General features: G+C 70.9%; 19 protein-coding genes. 13 read left to right on the top strand and 6 right to left on the bottom strand.

Annotation, left to right across the window (positions count from 1 at the left end):
• Window position 1: 1 nt before the first annotated feature.
• The 3 genes from hutI to ACTWPV_RS01460 all read right to left on the bottom strand — a co-directional run bounded on the left by hutI (window position 2) and on the right by ACTWPV_RS01460 (window position 3,885).
• The gene (gene hutI, locus ACTWPV_RS01470) at window positions 2-1,210 is read right to left on the bottom strand and encodes an imidazolonepropionase (protein WP_347641663.1); all 1,209 of its coding nucleotides are present in this window, start codon (window positions 1,208-1,210) and stop codon (window positions 2-4) included.
• A gap of 485 nt (window positions 1,211-1,695) precedes the next feature.
• Window positions 1,696-3,117 (bottom strand): GTPase HflX, encoded by a 1,422-nt coding sequence (hflX, locus tag ACTWPV_RS01465; RefSeq protein WP_443150271.1) that lies wholly within the window; start codon window positions 3,115-3,117, stop codon window positions 1,696-1,698.
• 75 nt (window positions 3,118-3,192) lie between these two features.
• Window positions 3,193-3,885 (bottom strand): DUF4097 family beta strand repeat-containing protein, encoded by a 693-nt coding sequence (locus ACTWPV_RS01460; RefSeq protein WP_347641662.1) that lies wholly within the window; start codon window positions 3,883-3,885, stop codon window positions 3,193-3,195.
• 163 nt (window positions 3,886-4,048) lie between these two features.
• Here ACTWPV_RS01460 and aceB point away from each other — a divergent pair, with 163 nt between their 5' ends.
• From aceB to ACTWPV_RS01425, 7 genes are all read left to right on the top strand, one after another.
• Entirely contained in the window at window positions 4,049-5,626 is a 1,578-nt protein-coding gene (gene aceB, locus ACTWPV_RS01455; RefSeq protein ID WP_443150270.1) for a malate synthase A, read from the top strand.
• A gap of 36 nt (window positions 5,627-5,662) precedes the next feature.
• Window positions 5,663-7,099: an FAD-linked oxidase C-terminal domain-containing protein gene (locus ACTWPV_RS01450; RefSeq protein WP_347641660.1), complete on the top strand. Its 1,437-nt coding sequence runs from the start codon at window positions 5,663-5,665 to the stop codon at window positions 7,097-7,099.
• Entirely contained in the window at window positions 7,099-8,286 is a 1,188-nt protein-coding gene (locus ACTWPV_RS01445) for an FAD-binding oxidoreductase (RefSeq protein ID WP_443150269.1), read from the top strand. Before ACTWPV_RS01450 ends, ACTWPV_RS01445 begins: the two co-directional genes overlap by 1 nt.
• 1 nt (window position 8,287) lies before the next feature.
• Window positions 8,288-9,490 carry a (Fe-S)-binding protein gene (locus ACTWPV_RS01440; RefSeq protein WP_443150268.1) on the top strand — a complete coding sequence of 401 codons (1,203 nt, stop codon included), beginning with the start codon at window positions 8,288-8,290 and terminating at the stop codon, window positions 9,488-9,490.
• Window positions 9,487-10,239 (top strand): IclR family transcriptional regulator, encoded by a 753-nt coding sequence (locus tag ACTWPV_RS01435; protein ID WP_443150267.1) that lies wholly within the window; start codon window positions 9,487-9,489, stop codon window positions 10,237-10,239. Before ACTWPV_RS01440 ends, ACTWPV_RS01435 begins: the two co-directional genes overlap by 4 nt.
• A gap of 113 nt (window positions 10,240-10,352) precedes the next feature.
• Entirely contained in the window at window positions 10,353-11,093 is a 741-nt protein-coding gene (locus tag ACTWPV_RS01430; protein WP_443150266.1) for an IclR family transcriptional regulator, read from the top strand.
• 3 nt (window positions 11,094-11,096) lie between these two features.
• Window positions 11,097-11,309, top strand: a complete 213-nt coding sequence (locus ACTWPV_RS01425) for a DUF2277 domain-containing protein (RefSeq protein WP_132596886.1) — start codon at window positions 11,097-11,099, stop codon at window positions 11,307-11,309.
• A gap of 9 nt (window positions 11,310-11,318) precedes the next feature.
• Here the strand turns inward: ACTWPV_RS01425 and ACTWPV_RS01420 are convergent, their stop codons facing one another.
• Window positions 11,319-11,741: a hypothetical protein gene (locus ACTWPV_RS01420; protein ID WP_443150265.1), complete on the bottom strand. Its 423-nt coding sequence runs from the start codon at window positions 11,739-11,741 to the stop codon at window positions 11,319-11,321.
• 94 nt (window positions 11,742-11,835) lie between these two features.
• On the opposite strand from ACTWPV_RS01420, the gene ACTWPV_RS01415 reads away from it, so the two are divergent.
• The 3 genes from ACTWPV_RS01415 to ACTWPV_RS01405 are packed head-to-tail and all read left to right on the top strand — an operon-like array spanning window position 11,836 to window position 14,148.
• Window positions 11,836-12,516: a response regulator transcription factor gene (locus ACTWPV_RS01415; RefSeq protein WP_443150264.1), complete on the top strand. Its 681-nt coding sequence runs from the start codon at window positions 11,836-11,838 to the stop codon at window positions 12,514-12,516.
• Window positions 12,513-13,769, top strand: coding sequence for an ATP-binding protein (locus ACTWPV_RS01410; protein ID WP_443150263.1), 1,257 nt, complete (start codon window positions 12,513-12,515; stop codon window positions 13,767-13,769). Before ACTWPV_RS01415 ends, ACTWPV_RS01410 begins: the two co-directional genes overlap by 4 nt.
• A 46-nt stretch (window positions 13,770-13,815) precedes the next feature.
• A complete protein-coding gene (locus ACTWPV_RS01405) occupies window positions 13,816-14,148 on the top strand; it encodes a PepSY domain-containing protein (RefSeq protein WP_443150262.1) in 333 nt (110 codons plus the stop codon).
• Window positions 14,149-14,193: 45 nt separating this feature from the next.
• Here the strand turns inward: ACTWPV_RS01405 and ACTWPV_RS01400 are convergent, their stop codons facing one another.
• The gene (locus ACTWPV_RS01400) at window positions 14,194-14,778 is read right to left on the bottom strand and encodes a TetR/AcrR family transcriptional regulator (protein WP_443150261.1); all 585 of its coding nucleotides are present in this window, start codon (window positions 14,776-14,778) and stop codon (window positions 14,194-14,196) included.
• 266 nt (window positions 14,779-15,044) lie between these two features.
• Between ACTWPV_RS01400 and ACTWPV_RS01395 the strand changes: the two genes are divergently transcribed.
• Together ACTWPV_RS01395 and ACTWPV_RS01390 are read left to right on the top strand one after the other, a co-directional pair.
• Complete coding sequence (locus ACTWPV_RS01395) at window positions 15,045-15,941, top strand: LLM class flavin-dependent oxidoreductase (protein ID WP_443150260.1); 897 nt, start codon at window positions 15,045-15,047, stop codon at window positions 15,939-15,941.
• On the top strand, window positions 15,938-16,873 hold the full coding sequence (locus ACTWPV_RS01390; protein ID WP_443150259.1) for an alpha/beta hydrolase family protein: 936 nt from the start codon (window positions 15,938-15,940) through the stop codon (window positions 16,871-16,873). Before ACTWPV_RS01395 ends, ACTWPV_RS01390 begins: the two co-directional genes overlap by 4 nt.
• A gap of 3 nt (window positions 16,874-16,876) precedes the next feature.
• Here ACTWPV_RS01390 and ACTWPV_RS01385 read toward each other — a convergent pair whose 3' ends face one another.
• A complete protein-coding gene (locus tag ACTWPV_RS01385; protein ID WP_443150258.1) occupies window positions 16,877-17,452 on the bottom strand; it encodes a CGNR zinc finger domain-containing protein in 576 nt (191 codons plus the stop codon).
• A 103-nt stretch (window positions 17,453-17,555) separates the two neighbouring features.
• On the opposite strand from ACTWPV_RS01385, the gene ACTWPV_RS01380 reads away from it, so the two are divergent.
• Window positions 17,556-18,728 (top strand): epoxide hydrolase, encoded by a 1,173-nt coding sequence (locus ACTWPV_RS01380; RefSeq protein ID WP_443150257.1) that lies wholly within the window; start codon window positions 17,556-17,558, stop codon window positions 18,726-18,728.
• The last annotated feature ends 48 nt before the right edge of the window (window positions 18,729-18,776 follow it).

The raw sequence follows: 18,776 nt of genomic DNA, 5'->3' as shown, positions 1-18,776 counted from the left end.
GTTACTGGACAGGGGTGCCACCCCGCCACACCCGGCGCGGCTGGAGGCCGAAGGACCAGGCGAAGGCGCCCTCGTGGTCGGCGTCCCACTGCACGATGTCGGCCAGCCGGCCCGGGGCGAGCACGCCGCGGTCGGGGGCGCCCAGGACGGTGGCGCCGCCGAGGGTGGCCGCGCGGAGCGCGTCGTTGACGCTCATGCCGAACGCCGACACCGCCATGGCGATGACCAGGGCCATCGAGGTGATGCCGCAGTAGCCGGGGTTGTGGTCGCTGCCGAGCGCGATCTGCACGCCGTGCTTGATCATCTGGCGGACCGGCGGGAGGTGGCCGCGCTGCAGGGCGGTGGCGGGGCAGACGACGGCGGGCACGCCGTAGCGGGACATGATGGCGATGTCCTCGTCGGACATGTGGTGCAGCCCGTCGGCGGAGGCGCAGCCGAGCTCGGCGGCCAGCTGGACGGCGCCGCGGCGGCTGTACTGGCCGGCGTGGATGCGCGGCAGCAGGCCGACGTTGCGGCCGGAGGCGAGGACCCAGCGGGACTCCTCGGTGGTGAAGTGGCCCTCGTCGCAGTAGACGTCGACGCTGTCGGCGCCCGCGGCGGCGGCGTCCGCGCACCAGGAGCCGACGGCCTCGACGTATTCGCGCTGCCGGCCGAAGTATTCAGGCGGGACCACGTGCGCCGCGAGGAAGGTGACGTGCACCCGCGGCATCATCGGCTCCTTCTCCAGCTCGCGCAGGAGCCGCACGTCGGCCAGCTCGCCGTCGCGGGTGAGGTGGTAGCCGGTCTTGGCCTCGACGGTGGTGGTGCCGCCGAGCAGCCAGTCGCGCAGCCGCTCGCGCACGCCGTTGCAGAGCGTCCATGGGTCGGTGCCGCGGGTCACGGTGACGGTGGAGCCCACGCCGCCGCCCGCCGCGGTGATCGACGCGGACGTGGAGCCGCCGGTGCGGATGGCCAGCTCGGCGTAGCGGTTGCCGGCGTAGACCGGGTGGGTGTGGGCGTCGATGAGCCCGGGCGTGACGAGCGCGCCACCCAGGTTTTCGACGTGGTCGACGTCGACGATGTCGTCGACGACTCCGGGCACCGTCTGCGGCAGGTCGGGCGCTCGCCCGACCCACGCGATGCGGTCGTTGTGCACGAGGATGGCGGCGTTGCTCAGGACTTCGTTGCCGGTCCAGAGACGGCCGATGTTGGTCAGCAGCCGAACGGTCACCGCATCACCGCCCCGGGAGAGCTTCTGCCCGTTTCCCGGCATGGCCCCAGCGCCCAGCGCACGGCCTGCGCCGCGCCCACTGAGTCCGCTCCGGGTCCGGACGACATGGGGGGTCTCCTGCTCTAGTCCGCGTCATGCTGTGCGGTGACCGTATCGCCGGAGACATGATCCGGCGATTTCAGTTCAGTTACGTTATTTCACAGGCTGGGCCGGTGTACAGGCTTATTCGGAAGAAAGACCACTGATCCCATCCGTCACCCAGCCCTGCCTCGCCCCCATGGCCCCCGTTGACGACATCCACACCACTGGTCATCATCAGCAACCCAGAACCCGAACCCAAAATGCAGACCAACGTTAGGTCTGGCCAATGGTAGCAACCCCAGGGTGCGGGGACCACTGCCGCTTTTGGGCAGCTCTGCACGCTTTATGGCGAGAGCTGCCCAACCGCTCCGCGATATACCGGCGCACGCCGGCCGCCCAGGGCTCTAGGAGACGCGCTCGACCGGCTTGCCCACCCGCTCGAGCTCCTGCGACAGGCTCGGCAACACGCGGGCGTGGAGGATCGTGCCGTCCTCGACGTGCTCGACGGAGAGCACCTCGCCCTCCTTGTGAGCGCGCGAGATCAGGTCGCCCCTGTCGTACGGCACCAGGAGGTTGACCTCGTGGTCGAGCCGCGGCAGCTCCTGGTCGATGAGCGCCATGAGCTCGGGGATGCCCTTGCCCGTGCGGGCCGACACCACGATGCTGTCGCGCTCGCGCCGCAGGATCCGGTCGACCACTTCCCGGTCGGCCAGGTCGGCCTTGTTGATCACGACGATCTCGCGGATGCCGGAGGCGCCCTCGATGTCGGCGAGCACCTCGCGCACGGCCGCCAGCTGACCCTCGGGGTCGGGGTGGGAGCCGTCGACGACGTGCAGGATCAGGTCGGCGTCGGCCACCTCTTCCAGCGTGGAACGGAACGCCTCGACGAGCTGGTGCGGAAGGTGCCGGACGAAGCCGACGGTGTCGGCGATCGTGAACAGCCGGCCCTCGGGCGTGCGCGCCCTGCGCACGGTCGGGTCGAGGGTCGCGAACAACGCGTCCTCCACCAGCACGCCCGCGCCGGTGACGCGGTTGAGCAGCGAGGACTTGCCGGCGTTGGTGTAGCCGGCGATCGCCACGGCCGGGACCTCGCGCCGCTGGCGCTGGTAGCGCATGGTGTCACGCGAGGTGGACATGCTCCCGATCTGGCGCCGCAGCTTGGCCATCCGCTCGCGGATGCGCCTGCGGTCGAGCTCGATCTTGGTCTCGCCCGGGCCGCGGCCGCCGATGCCGACGCCGCCCGCGGCGCGACCGCCGACCTGGCGGGACAGGTTGCCACCCCAGCCGCGCAGACGGGGCAGCAGGTACTGGAGCTGCGCCAGCTCGACCTGGGCCTTGCCCTCGCGGCTCTTGGCGTGCTGGGCGAAGATGTCGAGGATCAGCGCGGTGCGGTCGATCACCTTGACCTTGACCGTCTCCTCGAGCTGGCGGAGCTGGCCAGGGGTCAGCTCGCCGTCGCAGATCACGGTGTCGGCGGCTGTCGACTCGACCACGTCGCGCAGTTCGAGAGCCTTGCCCGAGCCGATGTAGGTCGCCGGGTCGGGCTTCTGGCGGCGCTGGATCAGGCCGTCGAGCACCTCGGACCCGGCCGTCTCGGCCAGCAGCTTGAGCTCCAGGAGCGAGTTTTCCGCGTCCTCGACGGTGCCGGAGGTCCAGACGCCGACCAGGACGACCCGCTCGAGCCGCAACTTCCGGTATTCGACCTCGGAGACGTCCTGCAACTCGGTGGACAGGCCCGCCACGCGGCGCAGTGCCTGGCGCTCCTCGAGGTCCATGTCGCCGGTTTCGTACGCGTCGAGCGTGGAGTATTCGTGCATTCGTGTCATCTCTATGAGGAAACGTCTGGACACCACGGTGTCTTCCCACGATGGTGGCATGACATCCCTGGCGCAATCACCTGGTTATCCCGGTTCCACATCGACGTTGCCCGAACCCGCCGACACCGAGATCTTGTGCGGCGAGGAGCCGTCGTTGTCGACCTTGACGTTCTCGTCGCCGGATCCCACGTCGGTCGTCACGGCGTACTTGCCCGCGGGCACGATGAGCCTCGTGTCGCCCGAGCCGGTTTTGAGCCGCGCGTCATCCGGGGCGCTGCGGTATTTGAGCTCGATGTTCCCCGACCCCGCCTCGGCGTACACCTTCTTGCCGCCGAGCCCGGCGGCGTCGACGTCGCCGGAGCCGACCTTCACGTCGATCATCCCGGTCAGGTCCCTGAGCGTGATGTTGCCCGAGCCTGCCTCGAGATCGACGGCCAGCCCCTTGGGGACCTCGATCTTGTAGTCGACGCTGCAGTTGCCGAAGGCGGACGGGCAGTCGTAGGTGACGAACAGCCCCTCCCCCTCGACCTTGTGCTCGGTGGTGGGCTTGTCGTCGCCGCTCCAGCGGAGCGTCTCGGTGACCCGGACGGCGGTGCCGCCGGTCTCCGTGATCACGGTGTCGCCCGCGCCGCTCTCGAGCCGCAGCTTCGTGACCTTCTCCGTCACCTGGTACGACGCCGTGTCCTGCTCGGTCGGGCCTCCGATCTTCGCGAGCCCGCACCCGGTCAGCGCCAATGCGGAGGCCAGCAGCCCGCCCGCGATCGCCATCGTTCTCATGCCTCGCATCCTTTCGCGGCGCGGCGCCCGCCCACATCGGGGATGCCCCGGACGATCCCCCAGGGGAACCCCGTCTTTGACCGGGAAAGGACCATAAGGGTAGCGTCGATTCCATAATCCAGAAGTCGTTTTCCACATCGCGAAAAATGCGGAAAGAGGTCCCATGGAGATCACCGGCCCGATGCTCGACCGGTTCGACGAGATCCTCACGCCGGAGGCGCAGGCGTTCGTGGCGGCTCTCCAGCGCGAGTTCGACGCCAGGCGGCTGGAGCTGCTGGAGGCCCGCCAGACGCGGCAGGCGGAGTTGTCGGCCGGCGCCATGCTCGACTTCCTGCCGGAGACGAAGGAGATCAGGGAGGGCGAATGGCAGGTCGCCGCCCCGGCGCCCGGCCTCGAGGACCGCCGCGTCGAGATCACCGGACCCGTCGACAAGAAGATGACCATCAACGCGCTCAACTCCGGCGCGAAGGTCTGGCTGGCCGACTTCGAGGACGCCAACTCGCCGCTCTGGGAAAACTGCGTGAGCGGCCACATCAACCTGCGCGACGCGCTCGACCGTGCGATCGACTTCGAGTCCGGCGGCAAGACGTACGCGCTGCGCCCCGACGACGAGTTGGCCACGATCGTGGTGCGGCCGCGCGGATGGCACCTGGACGAGAAGCACGCCCAGGTCGACGGGCGCCCGGTCGCGGCGGCGCTGTTCGACTTCGGCCTCTACTTCTTCCACTGCGCCCAGCGGCAGCTCGACAAGGGCAAGGGCCCTTACTTCTACCTGCCCAAGATCGAGTCGCATCTGGAGGCGCGGCTCTGGAACGACGTGTTCACGCGGGCGCAGGAGCTGCTCGGCATCCCGCACGGCACGATCAGGGCGACCGTGCTCATCGAGACCTATCCGGCGGCGTTCGAGATGGAGGAGATCCTGTACGAGCTGCGCGACCACTCCGCGGGGCTCAACGCCGGCCGCTGGGACTACCTGTTCAGCGTGATCAAGAAGTTCCGCACCAGGGGCAGGGAGTTCCTGCTGCCCGAGCGGAACGCGGTGACGATGACCGCGCCGTTCATGCGCGCGTACACCGAGTTGCTGGTGCGGACGTGTCACAAGCGGGGTGCGCACGCGATCGGCGGGATGGCGGCGTTCATCCCCTCGCGGCGTGACCCCGAGGTGAACGCGGTGGCGCTGGAGAAGGTGCGGGCGGACAAGACGCGCGAGTCCGGCGACGGGTTCGACGGGTCGTGGGTGGCGCACCCCGACCTGGTGCCGGTCTGCCGGGAGGTGTTCGACGGCGTGCTGGGGTCGCGGCCCAACCAGCTCGACCGGCTGCGCGAGGACGTCAGCGTGTCCGCCGCCGACCTGCTGGCGGTCTCGGAGACGCCCGGCGAGATCACGGAGGCGGGGTTGCGCAACAACGTGGACGTGGGGCTGCGCTACCTCGCCGCCTGGATGGGCGGGCAGGGCGCGGCGGCGATCCACAACCTCATGGAGGACGCCGCGACGGCCGAGATCTCACGCTCGCAGATCTGGCAGTGGATCCACAACGACATCGAGCTCGCGGACACGGGCGCGCGGGTGACGAAGGATCTGGTCGAGCGGATCATCGCGGAGGAGCTGGCCGAGATCGCGCAGGAGCCGGGCCACGACGAAGGGCTGTACGCCCAGGCCACCGCGCTGTTCAAGGAGGTCGCGCTGGATGACGACTTCGCGGAGTTCCTGACTCTTCCGGCTTATGCTCAAATGCCATAGAAAAGGCAGATATCAACAGGAAAAGGGGGATCGGTGATGGAAACGCTGATAGCGGCGCTGCGGTCGCTGCTGCCCCACGACTCGGTGATCACCGATCCCGTACGTCTGCGCACGTACGAGTGCGACGGCCTGACCTACCACCGGGCGACCCCCGGCGTCGTCGTGCTGCCCGGCACGGCCCAGCAGGTCGCCCGCGTGGTGCGCCTGTGCAACGACTTCGGCGTGCCCTTCGTGGCCAGGGGCTCGGGCACCGGCCTGTCGGGGGGCGCGCTCCCCCGCGAGGACGGCGTGCTCATCGTCACCTCGAAGATGCGCGCGATCCTGGAGGTCGACCTCGCCAACCGCAGGGCGGTGGTCGAGCCGGGCGTCACCAACCTGGCGATCACCGAGGCCGTGCGCGACCAGGGCTACTATTACGCCCCCGACCCCTCCAGCCAGCAGATCTGCTCGATCGGCGGCAACGTCGCGGAGAACTCCGGCGGCGCCCACTGCCTGAAGTACGGCTTCACCGTCAACCACGTCGAGGCCTGCGAGATCGTCACCCCCGACGGCGACCTGGTGACGCTCGACCGCATGGACCCCGGCTATGACCTGCTGGGGGCGTTCGTCGGCTCGGAGGGCACGCTCGGCATCGCCACCAAGATCACGGTACGCCTCTGCCGCGCGCCCGAGTCGGTGACCACGGTGCTGGCCGCGTTCGAGAGCATCGAGCAGGGCGGCGAGGCCGTCTCGGCGATCATCGGGGCGGGGATCGTGCCGGCCGCGATCGAGATGATGGACGCGCTGGCCATCGAGGCGGCCGAGGCGGCGGTGGCCTGCGCCTATCCCGAGGGCGCGGGCGCCGTGCTCATCGTGGAGCTCGACGGGCCCGCCGCGGAGGTGGAGCGGCAGTTCGCCCAGCTCAGGGAGATCTGCTCGGGCGCGTTCGAGCTGCGCGTGGCGGCCGATCCCGCCGAGCGGGCGGCGATCTGGAAGGGCCGCAAGTCGGCGTTCGCGGCCGTGGGGCGCATCAGCCCGGCCTACATCGTCCAGGACGGCGTGGTCCCGCGCACGTCGCTGCCCGGCGTGCTGGCCGCCATCGACCGGCTCTCGGCCGAGCACCGGATCAAGGTGGCCAACGTCTTCCACGCGGGCGACGGCAACCTGCACCCGCTGGTGTTGTTCGACGACGCGGAGCCTGGCGCGGGCGAGCGGGCCGAGGTGGTCTCCGGCGCGATCCTCGACCTGTGCATCGAGCATGGCGGCTCGATCACGGGCGAGCACGGGGTCGGGGTCGACAAATCACGCTATATGCCGAGGATGTTCAGCGAGGACGACCTGGACACCATGCAGCTCGTCCGGTGCGCGTTCGACCCGCGGGGCCTGGCCAACCCGGGCAAGGTGTTCCCCACGCCGCGGCTGTGCGGCGAGGTGCCGGGCGTGCGCAAGGGCGTGCACCCGCTGGTCGAGTCGGGGAAGGCGGAGCAGTTCTGATGACCCTGGCGGCGACGGGCGTGACGGTCAGGCGGGCCGGCGAGAAGGACGCCGTGAGCGGCGTGGTCCCGCGCTGGGTGGCCCTGCCCGAGACGGTGGAGGAGATCTCGGCGGTGCTGCGGGCCTGCGCGGAGCAGGACCTCGCGGTGGTGCCCGCGGGCGGCGGCACCAAGCTGCACTGGGGACACCCGCCCGAGCGGTGCGACGTGCTGCTCGACATGTGCTGCATGAACGAGATCATCGAGCACGCGGCGGGCGACCTCGTGGTGCGCGCGCAGGCGGGCGTCACCATGGACGCCCTGGCCGCCGCGCTCGCGGACAAGGGGCAGGAACTGGCGCTCGACCCGCCGTTCGCGGAGCACACGACGGTCGGCGGCACGCTCGCCACCGCGACCGCGGGCCCGCGCGCCTTCCGCTACGGCACCGCCCGCGACCTGCTCATCGGCATCACCGTCGTGCTGCCCGACGGCACCGTCGCGAAGTCAGGCGGCAAGGTGGTCAAGAACGTCGCCGGCTACGACCTCGGCAAGCTCTTCACCGGTTCCCGCGGCACGCTCGGCGTGATCGCCGAGGCGACCTTCCGCCTGCACCCGCTGCCCGCTCAGCGGCTCTGGATCGTGACCGGCACGAAGGTCGCCGACCTCACCGGCGAGACGCTGCGGCGCCTGGCCGTCTCCCAGGCCGAGCCCTCCGCCGTGGACATCGACTGCCTTGACGGCCGGTACGCGACGATCGCGGTGCTGGTGGAGGGGTCGGCCGCCGGGCAGCGGGCGGAGGCCCTGCGCGACGTGCTCGGCGACGGCACGATCACGGCCGGGCCACCGGACTGGTGGGGGCTGATCCTCACGGACGACGTGCTGCTGGAGGTGCGCTTCCCGCCCGCGCGCACGGTCGAGACGCTGGCCGCGGCAGGCGAGAGCGGGTTCTCCTTCCGCGGCTCGCCGGTCACGGGACAGGCCTATCTGGAGCTCTGGGGCGACGTCTCCGAGGAGGAGCTGACGGCCGCCGTCGACCGGCTCAGGGCGCGGATCGAGGCGCTGGGCGGGCGGCTGACCGTTCCCGCCTCGCCGTACGAAGGGGTCGACAGGTGGGGGCAGGTGAGCACGTTGCCGCTGATGCGGCGGGTGAAGGAACGGTTCGATCCCGGGCGCAGGATGTCCCCCGGCCGGTTCGTGGGAGGGATCTAGCGTGGATCCTGAGCTGATCAACGACTGCGTGCACTGCGGGTTCTGCCTGCCGACGTGCCCGACGTACGCGTTGTGGGGCGAGGAGATGGACTCGCCGCGCGGGCGGATCCACCTGATGCAGCAGCACGTCGAGGGCACGCCCATCACCCCGGAGATGGCCGGGCACTTCGACGCCTGCCTGGGATGCATGGCGTGCGTCACGGCGTGCCCGTCCGGAGTCCGGTACGACCGGCTGATCGAGCAGACCAGGGCCGTGGTCGAGCGGGAGCACGTGCGCGAGCCGGAGGACCGGGCCGTGCGGGAGATCGTGTTCAGCCTCTTCCCCTACCCGCGCAGGCTGCGGCTGCTGCGCCCCACGATGTGGCTGGCCGGGCGGATGGCGCCGTTCCTGGCCCGGGTGCACCCCGGCCTCGGCTCCATGGCCGGGCTGGCGCCGCGGGTCGAGCACCGCCAGCGCATGCCGCGCGTCGTGAGGGCCAGAGGAGAGCGCAGGGCCGTGGTCGGCATGCTCACCGGGTGCGTGCAGGGAGAGTTCTTCCCCCAGGTCAACGCGGCGACCGCGCGCGTGCTCGCGCTGGAGGGCTGCGACGTGGTCATCCCGCGGGGCCAGGGCTGCTGCGGCGCGCTCAGCGTGCACTCCGGGCGCGCCGAGCAGGCCAGGAGGCTCGCCCGCCGCACGGTCAGGACGTTCGAGAAGGCGGGCGTCGACACCGTCGTGGTCAACGCGGCCGGATGCGGCTCCTCCATGAAGGAATATGCCGAGCTGCTCGGCCGCGAGCCCCGGTTCAAGGTCGCCGACCTGTCCGAATATCTCGCCGAGCTGGGCCCCGTGGCCAAGCGGCACCCGCTGCCGCTCACCGTCGCCTACCACGACGCCTGCCACCTGGCCCACGCCCAGGGCATCCGCGACCAGCCGCGCGAGCTGCTGCGCGGCATTCCCGACCTGGAGCTGCGCGAGATCCCCGAGTCGGCCATCTGCTGCGGCTCCGCGGGCACGTACAACATCCTGCAGCCGCAGGCCGCCCGCGACCTCGGCGACAGGAAGGCCCGTGCGGTCGGCACGACGGGCGCCGGCCTGCTGGTCTCCGCCAACCCCGGCTGCACCATGCAGATCGCGGCCGCCATGCGGCGGGCCGGCGAGGAGATCAGGGTGGCGCACACGGCCGAGGTGCTCGACGCCTCGCTCCGCGGTGTGCGCCTATGAGCGTCCAGTCGGTCGAGCGCGCGCTCGACGTGCTGGAGGCGCTGGCCGAGCATGGGGGCGAGGCGGGCCTGTCGGAGATCGCCGCCAGGACGGGCCTGCCGTACGGGACCATCCACCGGCTGCTGCAGACGCTGCTCGCGCGCGGCTACGTGCGTCAGGAATCGGACCGCCGGTACGCCCTCGGCGGCGGGCTCGTGCGCCTGGGCGGCATCGCGGAGAGCATGGTCGGGGTGTGGGCGCAGCCGTACCTCGGCAAGATGGTCGAGCTGTCCGGCGAGACCGCCAACCTGGCCGTGCTCGAAGGCGACTTCATCGTCTACGTCGCCCAGGCGCCCTCGCCGCGCAGGCTGCGGATGTTCGCCGAGGTCGGCAGGCGGGTGCTGCCGCACAGCACGGCGGTGGGCAAGGTGCTGCTGGCCGGGCGGCCGGCCTCCGAGGCGGTCGCCGTGTTCGAGCGCACCGGCATGCCGCGGCGCACCCCCAACACGATCACCGAGCTGACCGCCATGCTCGTCGAGCTCGAACGGGTCAGGTCGTGCGGCTACGCCATGGATCTGGGCGAGGAGGAGCTGGGCGTGCACTGCCTGGCCGTGCCCGTCTGGGACGGCGACCGGGTGGTGGCCGCGATGTCGGTGTCGGGCCCCGCGGAACGCATCGACGGGCTCGACCGCGACGAGCTGGCGGAGGGCATGCGTAAGATCGCGCTCGACTTCGGGAACGAGCTCAGCCCGGTGGCCGGCGGAAGTTGAGTAGTCAATTACCTTTTCCGGCCCTCCTGACGTGCGACAACGCGGCGATTCCCCCTCACCGGCCACGAAGATCCCCGTGAGAAGCTCCGTGCGGCGAAGTATGCTGTTGCGGTATGAGCAACACCGCGACCGTACAATCAGTAGATCGGGCCATCGCCATCCTGGAAATCCTCGCTCGTGAGGGTTCGACCCGAGTGACGGACCTCGCGACGGAGCTCGACGTGCACAAGTCCACGGCGTTCCGGTTACTCGCCGCTCTCGAGCAGGGCGGTCTGGTGGAGCAGAGCAGCGACCGCGGCCGCTACCAGCTCGGATTCGGGGTGGTGCGCCTGGCCGGCGCGGCCACGGCCCAGCTCGACCTGTCGCGCGAGGGCAGAGACGTGTGCCTGCGCCTGGCCGAGGAGATCGGCGAGACCGTCAACATCGCGGTCCCGCAGGACGGCGACGCGGTCAACCTCACCCAGATCCGCGGCCCCGCCGCCATCAGCGGGCACAACTGGGTCGGGCAGAGCACCCCCGCTCACGCCAGTTCCAGCGGCAAGGTGCTGCTGGCCTTCGGCGCCCTGCGCATGCCCGACGAGCTCGACCACTACACCCCCAGGACGATCACCTCCGAGGACGACCTGGAGCTCGCCGCCATCAGGGAGCGCGGCTGGGCCGCGGCCGTGGAGGAGCTCGAGGTCGGGCTCAACGCCGTCGCCGCGCCGATCAGGGGCAACGACGGCTCCGTCGTGGCCGCCGTCAGCGTCTCCGCCCCCTCCTACCGGCTGACGCCTGACCGGCTGCCCGAGGTGGGCGAGCTGCTGGTGGAGGGCGCGCGGGAGATAAGCCAGCGCATGGGCTATTACCGTTGAGGCATGTGCAGAAGCATCAAGACCCTCCGTCCCCCTTACACCGAGAGCGTGACCGAGGAGGACGTACGCGCGGCGGCGCTGCAGTACGTCAGGAAGATCTCCGGCTTCCGAGCACCCGCCGCGCACAACGCGGAGGCGTTCGACCGGGCCGTCGAGACCATCACCAGGGCCTCAGAGGAACTGCTGGGGGCGTTGCAGGTTCGCGGGAGCCGCTGACCGGCCTGGCTACGACGTGGGGCGGGCGGCGGGCCGGCCGCCCGAGCAGGCGATCGTGAGCTCGATCTCGTCGCCCTCCTCCGGCTCGAACTCCACCTTCGTCTCGCGGGCGGGCCCCGGCTCGACGCCGTCCACCGCGTAACCCTGGGCGGGGCTCCACGAGCGCAGCGTCACCCGGTCGCCGTCGCAGGAGGCGACCACGGTCCCGCCGGCGCTGCGGATCAGCTTCTCCTGCCGGGGCCTCGCGGGCGAGCCCGTCGGCGTCGCGATCGCGCGCGAGGTCGCGGTGGCCAGGGCCGCACGCACCTCCGGCTCGCTGAGCACGTGGCTGGAGGCGCCGGTGAGGCCGTTGCCGAGCAGGCCGAGCCCCGCCACGCCCGCGCCGGTGGCGGCGACGGCGGTGGCGGCCCAGGCCAGGACGAGTCTCTTCATCGGCTCCCAGCCTCCCCCCTCTACGGCTAAGACCGGGTTAAGGCGACCTTAACGCGGCCCGAGCCATCGCCATCGAGGGTCTACGTTCATGTACATGGCTGACATCCTGCTCATCGAGGACGACGTGGCGATCCGCACGGCGCTCAGCCGCGGGCTGCGCGAGCTCGGCCACGCCGTCTCCTCCTCGCCGACGGCGCTGGACGGGCTGCGGCTGGCCGTCCAGGACCGTCCCGACCTGATCGTCCTCGACCTCGGGCTGCCCGACCTCGACGGGGTGGAGCTGCTGCGCATGCTGCGGGCGGTCAGCCGGGTGCCGGTCATCGTGGCGACGGCCCGCGACGGCGACGCGGAGATGGTGCCGGTGCTGGACGCGGGCGCCGACGACTACGTGGTCAAGCCGTACAGCGCGGCGCAGCTGGACGCCCGGGTCAGGGCCGTGCTGCGGCGCTCGGGCAGCGACTCCGCGCCGGAGCCGCTGGCGGTGGGAGCCCTGCGGGTGGATCCGCGGGCGCGGACGGCCACGCTGGACGGTGCCGCGCTCGACCTGACGCCGCGCGAGTTCGACGTCCTGCACTATCTCGCCGCGCGGCCGGGCGAGGTGGTCACCAAGCGGGAGCTGCTGACGGAGGTGTGGCAACTCCCCTACGGCGGGGCCGACAAGACCGTGGACGTGCACCTGTCGTGGCTGCGCAGGAAGCTCGGCGAGACCGCGTCCGAGCCCCGCTACCTGCACACGGTGCGCGGCGTCGGCGTCAAGCTGGTCGGGCCGTCATGAGGCGGTGGCTCGCGCTGCTGGTCGCCGCGACCACGTCTCTCGTGCTGATCGCGCTGCTGGTGCCGATGGCGCTGCTGATCCGCGCCGTGGCCGAGAACGGCGCCATGAGCAGGGCCACCGCCGCGGCCGAGTACGTGGCGGTGAACGTGGGCACGCCCGACCTGACGCTGGCCGTGCAGCAGGCGGGGCGGCCCGTGACCGTGTTCCTGCCCGGCGGCGGCACGGTGGGCGGGCCCGCGCCCCGCTCCGACGCCGTACGCCTGGCCTCGACGGGACGCAGCGTCACCGCCGCGGCCCGCGGGGGCAGGGAGGTGCTGGTCTCGGCGCAGACGCCTGAGGGCAACGCCGTGATCAGGGTGTTCGTGCCGGACGCCGAGCTGACCAAGGGGGTGCGGGAGGCGTGGCTGGCGCTGTTCGTGCTCGGGCTCGCCCTGGTCGTGCTGGGCATCGTGCTGGCCGACCGGCTGGCGCTGGCCGTGACGCGGCCCGTGGACGGGCTTGCCCGGGTCTCGCACCGGCTGGCCGGCGGCGACCTGTCCGCCAGGGCGGAGCTCGGCGGTCCCCCCGAGGTGCGCTCCGTGGCCCTGGCGCTCAACCATCTCGCGGGACGGATCGACGACCTGCTCGCGGCGGAGCGGGAGTCGGTGGCGGACCTCTCGCACCGGCTGCGTACCCCTCTGACAGGCCTGCGGCTGGACGCGGAGTCGCTGCGCGACCCGGAGGAGAGGGCGCGTGTGCAGAGCCGGGTCGACGCGCTCCAGCGCGCGGTGAGCGCGGTCATCACGGACGCGCGGCGGCGCTCGGCCGGGCGCGACGCCTGCGACGCGGCGGCGGTGGTGAGCGAGCGGGTGCGGTTCTGGTCGGTGCTGGCCGAGGACCAGGGGCGGGACGTGTCGCTCGCGCTGCCCGACGCCCCGCTGCCGGTGGCGGTGGGCGCCGAGGAGCTCGCCGCCTGCGTGGACGCGCTGCTCGGCAACGTCTTCGCGCACACCCCCGAAGGGGTTCCCATGGCGGTGCGCCTCGGGCCGCACGGCGCCGGGGCCCTGCTCGTGGTCGAGGACTCCGGCACCGGCCTCGACCCGGCGCTGCTGGAGCGCGGCACCAGCGGGGGCGGCTCGACCGGGCTCGGCCTCGACATCGCCCGCCACACCGCCGAGTCGTCGGGCGGCGGCCTGACCGTCTCCACGTCCGCGGGGGGCGGCGCGCGCGTGGAGGTCGTCCTGATGGGTCCGCAGAGCTCAGCCCGGTCTTAACTGCGGCTTAGCGCGCGATTAGCGGCAATCGCGGTTCCGTGGAGTCATGCGAATCACGAAGAAGTTCATCGTTGCCGGTGCCGGGGTCGTCGCGCTCGTCGCGAGCGGAGGCGCGGCCGTCGCCGCCACCACCGCCGCCGCGCCGGCCCCGAAGGTCACGGCGGAGCAGGCCATCGAGATCGCGCACAAGCGGGTGGCGGGCGCCTGGGTGAGCGAGCTCGACTTCGACTCCCAGGGCACGCGGGCGGACGTGTGGGAGATCGAGCTGACCAAGGGGTCGCAGCGGCACGAGCTGAAGATCGACGCCGCCACGGGCAAGGTCACCAAGAACGAGACGGAACGGGCGGACAAGGACGACGACGACAACGACGACGACTGATCCGGATCTCGTGAGGAACGCCGGGCCACGTGGCCCGGCGTTTTCCTATTTTTCTGGGCGGAGTCCTCCGATGAGGAGGGCGACCATTCGCCGCGCGTCGTAGCGGGGATCGTTGTCCGCGCCGATGCAGAGGTTGCCGACGCCGCGCATGAGCTCGAGGGCGTTGACGTCCGTCCGGATCTCACCGGCGGTAGCCGCCGCGTCGAGCAGCTGGGTGCAGACGGGCACGAGACGGTCCAGAAAGTACGCGTGCAGCGTGTCGAAGCCGGCGTTGTCCGACTGCAGCACGGCGGCGAGCCCGTGCTTGGTGACCAGGAAGTCGACGAACTGGTCGATCCATCGTCGCAACGCGTCGTAGGGGCTGGCCGCACTCTCCAGCAGGGCGGGGCCGGCCTCGGCGCAGGCCTCGACCTGGTGCCGGTAGACGGCGATGATGAGATCGGCCCTGGTCGGGAAGTGCCGGTAGATCGTGGCCACCCCGACTCCCGCCCTGGCCGCGATGTCGCGCACCGGCGCCTCGACGCCCGAGGTCACGAAGACGGCCGCGGCGGCGTCGAGCAGCGTCCTCTCGTTGCGCCGGGCATCGGCCCGCTTCCGGGGCGCCGCACGCCCCGCGCCTCCGTCGTTCACCGCGCTGTTTCCCTCCATACCGACTTGCAAAACGGAACGACGATCCGTATCGTAGCTGGAACCAGATTCCGTTTATCCCATGATGCCAGAGCGCCGCGCGGACGGCCAAGCCCCGCATCTGCCGCAGAGCCTCAGGTGAGAGGCCGACCGGACATGCGCCCAGGGCCGACCGCGACGAACGGCTCCAGCATGCACCGAAAACATGTTCCGTTCACCCTCAGCGGCGTGCCCGTCAGCGCGGCGCGCACGAAGGGAGCAGTGCCCCGATGCCGCACACCACCCGGCCCCGCTTCGGGATCATGACCGCCCCCTCGCAGGTCGACTACCGCGACGTCCTGCAGGTCTGGCAGGAGGCGGACATGATCCCGGAGATCGAACACGCGTGGTTGTTCGACCACCTCCTGCCCATCTTCGGTGACCCCCGCGGGCCGGTCTACGAAGGCTGGACCCTGCTGTGCGCCCTCGCCGCGCAGACCCGGCGCCTGCGGCTCGGCGTGATGGTGACCAGCAACCGCATCCGGCCGCCCGCACACCTGGCCAAGATCGCCGCAACCGTCGACGTCGTCTCCGGCGGACGGCTCGACTTCGGCATCGGCGTCGGCTCTCGGCCCGACTGGCCCCTGGCCCGGCGCGAGTACGAAGCCCACGGCCTGCCCTTCCACGACACCGCCCACGCCCTGGGCAGCCTCGCGGAAGCGTGCACGGTGATCCGGCGGGTGTGGACCAAGACGGAGCCGTTCGACTTCCACGGCACGTACGTGCAGGTCACCGGAGCGTACGGCAACCCCAAGCCCGTCCAGCGCCCCCATCCGCCGATCCTCATCGGCGGGCGCTCCTCCGCGACGCTGCGGGTGGTCGCCCAGCACGCCGACCTGTGGAACATCCCCGGCGGCGACATCGCCGACGTCGTCAGCCGCAGCGCGCTGCTCGACCGCTACTGCACGGAGATCGGCCGCGACCCCGCCTCCATCGTCCGCTCCATCCACCTGCCCGTCTCCTACGACCAGCCCGGCGTCACCCGCGACGCGATCGGCGAAGCGCTCGACGCCGGCTTCACGCACATCGTCCTCGGGCTGTCGGCGCCCTACCCCGGCAACGTCGCGCGGTGGGTCACCGACGAGCTCATCACCAAGAACCGCAAGAAGGAGAGATCAGTCTCATGACGGAAACAGGCCTCGCGGCCGGCTCCCCCGCTCCGGTCGTCTCGGTCAAGCCGGTCACCCTGCCCGCGCCTGGCCGCGGCGAGGACCTCCAGATTCACGTGTCCGCTCCCGTGACCGGCACCGGCCTGCCTGTCATCGTGTTCTCGCACGGCTTCGGCCAGTCGATGAACAGCTACGCCCCGCTGGCGGACCACTGGGCCGCACACGGGTTCGTGGTCCTGCGGCCGACCCACCTCGACTCCCGGACGCTCGGCCTCCCGCCCGAGGACCCCCGTACGCCGGAGATCTGGCGTTTGCGCATCGAGGACCTCAGGCGCGCCCTCGACGGGCTCGACCTCGTCGAAGGCGCCGTACCGGGCCTCGGCGGACGCCTCGACCGCAGCCGCGTCGCCGTGTCGGGCCACTCCTGGGGAGCCCAGAGCGCGAGCACGCTGCTGGGCGCGCGCGTCCTCGGCTCCGACGGCATGCCCGGGGAGGACATGTCCGATCCCCGGGTCAAGGCGGGCGTGCTGCTCGCCCTCACGGGCCTCGGCGACGACCTGACCCCTTTCGCGGCCGAGCACTTCCCCTTCATGAGGCCGTACTTCGGCGACATGACCACCCCCTCGCTCATCGTCGCGGGGGACGAGGACCAGTCCGCGCTGTCCACCCGCGGCCCCGACTGGTTCACCGACCCCTACGTGCACGGTCCCGGGAGCAAGAGCCTGCTCACGCTGTCCGGGGCCGAGCACTCGCTCGGGGGCATCTCAGGGTACGAGGCCGCCGAGACGACCGACGAGCATCCCGCCCGCGTCGCCCTGATCCAGCGGCTCACCACCGCCTATCTGCGCAGCGTGCTCTGCTCCGATGACACCGGCTGGAAGACGGCGCTGGACGAGGACCTCGGCCCGCTGGGGAGCCTGCGGAGCAAGGACGTCTCGATGACGAGGTGACGATCACTCCGTTGAGCTGAGGCCTTTTCGCTGGTTGGCAGTGAAGCGCGCCTTCTTCTGACGATTACCACAGGTGTTCATGTCGCACCATTTGCGAGTGCGGCTCTGGCTGGTGTCGAAGAAGGCGGCCCGGCAGGTCGGTGATGCGCACAAGGCCAATTTGCCGTCGCGTTCACCTGCGATGATGCTGATCGCGTCGGCGGCGATCACGCTGAGGGCGTCTTCCACGCAGGAAGCCGAGCTGAGCCGCCATCGCCGCTTGCCCTCGGGCGTCAGGATGGCCGCCGCCCGGCCTTGAACGCTGCGGTCATTGATGACGTGGACAGCGGGCGCGGGGAGAGCGTCCCCGATCGCGGCCGCTGTCGCGGCGGCGTGGATCGACTCCCTCAGCTCCCTGGCGAGGTCGAGCTGGGCAGTGGTGCAGGAGTCCACGGCGAGGTCGTACACCGCCAGCCAGTCGACGAGTCGTTGGGGCGTGGGAATGCGCTCCACAGCCTTGCCATGACGCTCCGACAGGGTCCCCGTGAAGCTGGTGGCCAGCACGCTGCCGAGGCGGAAGGCAGGGAACCCAGCACGCATGGAACCACCTTAGCAGGTTGCACGCCGGCGCGAGGGCATGTTAGAACCGTCTTAGCCGGTTCGCAGCAGTTCGCAGCCGGCTCCGCGACGGCCAGGAGGTCTCATGCCCCGTCCAACCACCGACGTGCAAGCATTCGAAGCCCACGCGACTGACGCCGACCTCGACGATCTGCGCGCGCGACTGGCCGCGGCGCGGCTACCGGAAGCCGAGACGGTCTGTCGCGCCGCACCCGGCCCTCGCCGATGGGAACAGGGCGTTCCTCTCTCCGACCTCGTCGATGTCGTGAACTACTGGCGCACCGGGTACGACTGGCGGCCGTTCGAAGAGCGCCTCAACCGGATCGGCCAGTTCCGCACCACCATTGACGATCTCGGCATCCACTTCCTGCACCGCCGATCCGCGCGCCCGGACGCCACCGCGCTGATCTTGACGCACGGCTGGCCCGGCAGCATTGCCGAGTTCGTCAATGTGGTGGACGAGCTGGCAGATCCGGAAGACGCAGCCGCGCCGGCGTTCCACGTCGTTGTCCCGTCGCTACCGGGCTTCGGTTACAGCGACAGGCCGGCCACCACCGGATGGGGAACCGAGAAGATCGCGGCCGCATGGGTGGAGCTGATGGGAAGGCTCGGTTACACCGAGTTCCTGGCCCACGGCGGCGACTGGGGAGGCAATATCACCACGGTTCTCGGCGGCAGGTTCCCTGCGCACGTTCTCGGCATCCACACGACGTTCGCGGAGGCGCCGCCCGGGTTGACGACGGACGGGCTGACGGCGGTCGAGCGCAGGTGGACCGAGGAAACCCGCGATTTCTGGCGCAACCACGCGGCGTACGCGAAGCAGCAGGCGACCCGACCGCAGACCATCGGCTACTCGCTCGTCGACTCACCGGTCGGGCTCCTTGCCTGGATCCTTGACAAGTTCGCCGAGTGGTCAGATACCGAAGACAGCCCGTTCGAGACGATCTCCAGAGACAGCGTCCTTGACAACGTCACCCTGTACTGGCTGACGCGGACCGGCGCGTCGTCGGCCCGCATCTACTACGAGAGCCACAACTCGCTCGATCCCGAACTTCGGGTCGACGTCCCGTCAGCGATCAGCGTGTATCCCAGCGACATCGAGAAGTATCCGCGCCCCTGGGCACAGGAGCGGTACCGGCAGATCGTCCGATGGAGGTCGCCCGAGACCGGGGGACATTTCCCGTCGCTGGAGGTTCCCGAGTATTTCGTCAAGGACCTGCGGGAAGGCCTCGCGGCGGTGCTGGCCGCTCATCGGTGAACGCGGCTCTGCCATCCGGGATCTCGCCGCTCAGGACAGGAGTGATGA

Origin of the sequence: Nonomuraea sp. KM88, from assembly GCF_052245635.1 — a bacterium.
Taxonomy (GTDB): Bacteria; Actinomycetota; Actinomycetes; order Streptosporangiales; family Streptosporangiaceae; genus Nonomuraea.
The sequence above is the reverse complement of the archived record's forward strand: the minus strand, read 5'-3'. Positions and strand labels throughout refer to the sequence as shown.

Bases quoted from the DNA above. Each gene is read 5' to 3' on its own strand.
- hflX (WP_443150271.1), bottom strand. From the start codon at position 3,117: ATGACACGAATGCACGAATACTCCACGCTCGACGCGTACGAAACCGGC.
- ACTWPV_RS01460 (WP_347641662.1), bottom strand. From the start codon at position 3,885: ATGAGAACGATGGCGATCGCGGGCGGGCTGCTGGCCTCCGCATTGGCG.
- aceB (WP_443150270.1), top strand. From the start codon at position 4,049: ATGGAGATCACCGGCCCGATGCTCGACCGGTTCGACGAGATCCTCACG.
- ACTWPV_RS01450 (WP_347641660.1), top strand. From the start codon at position 5,663: ATGGAAACGCTGATAGCGGCGCTGCGGTCGCTGCTGCCCCACGACTCG.
- ACTWPV_RS01445 (WP_443150269.1), top strand. From the start codon at position 7,099: ATGACCCTGGCGGCGACGGGCGTGACGGTCAGGCGGGCCGGCGAGAAG.
- ACTWPV_RS01435 (WP_443150267.1), top strand. From the start codon at position 9,487: ATGAGCGTCCAGTCGGTCGAGCGCGCGCTCGACGTGCTGGAGGCGCTG.
- ACTWPV_RS01430 (WP_443150266.1), top strand. From the start codon at position 10,353: ATGAGCAACACCGCGACCGTACAATCAGTAGATCGGGCCATCGCCATC.
- ACTWPV_RS01425 (WP_132596886.1), top strand. From the start codon at position 11,097: ATGTGCAGAAGCATCAAGACCCTCCGTCCCCCTTACACCGAGAGCGTG.
- ACTWPV_RS01420 (WP_443150265.1), bottom strand. From the start codon at position 11,741: ATGAAGAGACTCGTCCTGGCCTGGGCCGCCACCGCCGTCGCCGCCACC.
- ACTWPV_RS01415 (WP_443150264.1), top strand. From the start codon at position 11,836: ATGGCTGACATCCTGCTCATCGAGGACGACGTGGCGATCCGCACGGCG.
- ACTWPV_RS01410 (WP_443150263.1), top strand. From the start codon at position 12,513: ATGAGGCGGTGGCTCGCGCTGCTGGTCGCCGCGACCACGTCTCTCGTG.
- ACTWPV_RS01405 (WP_443150262.1), top strand. From the start codon at position 13,816: ATGCGAATCACGAAGAAGTTCATCGTTGCCGGTGCCGGGGTCGTCGCG.
- ACTWPV_RS01395 (WP_443150260.1), top strand. From the start codon at position 15,045: ATGCCGCACACCACCCGGCCCCGCTTCGGGATCATGACCGCCCCCTCG.
- ACTWPV_RS01390 (WP_443150259.1), top strand. From the start codon at position 15,938: ATGACGGAAACAGGCCTCGCGGCCGGCTCCCCCGCTCCGGTCGTCTCG.
- ACTWPV_RS01385 (WP_443150258.1), bottom strand. From the start codon at position 17,452: ATGCGTGCTGGGTTCCCTGCCTTCCGCCTCGGCAGCGTGCTGGCCACC.
- ACTWPV_RS01380 (WP_443150257.1), top strand. From the start codon at position 17,556: ATGCCCCGTCCAACCACCGACGTGCAAGCATTCGAAGCCCACGCGACT.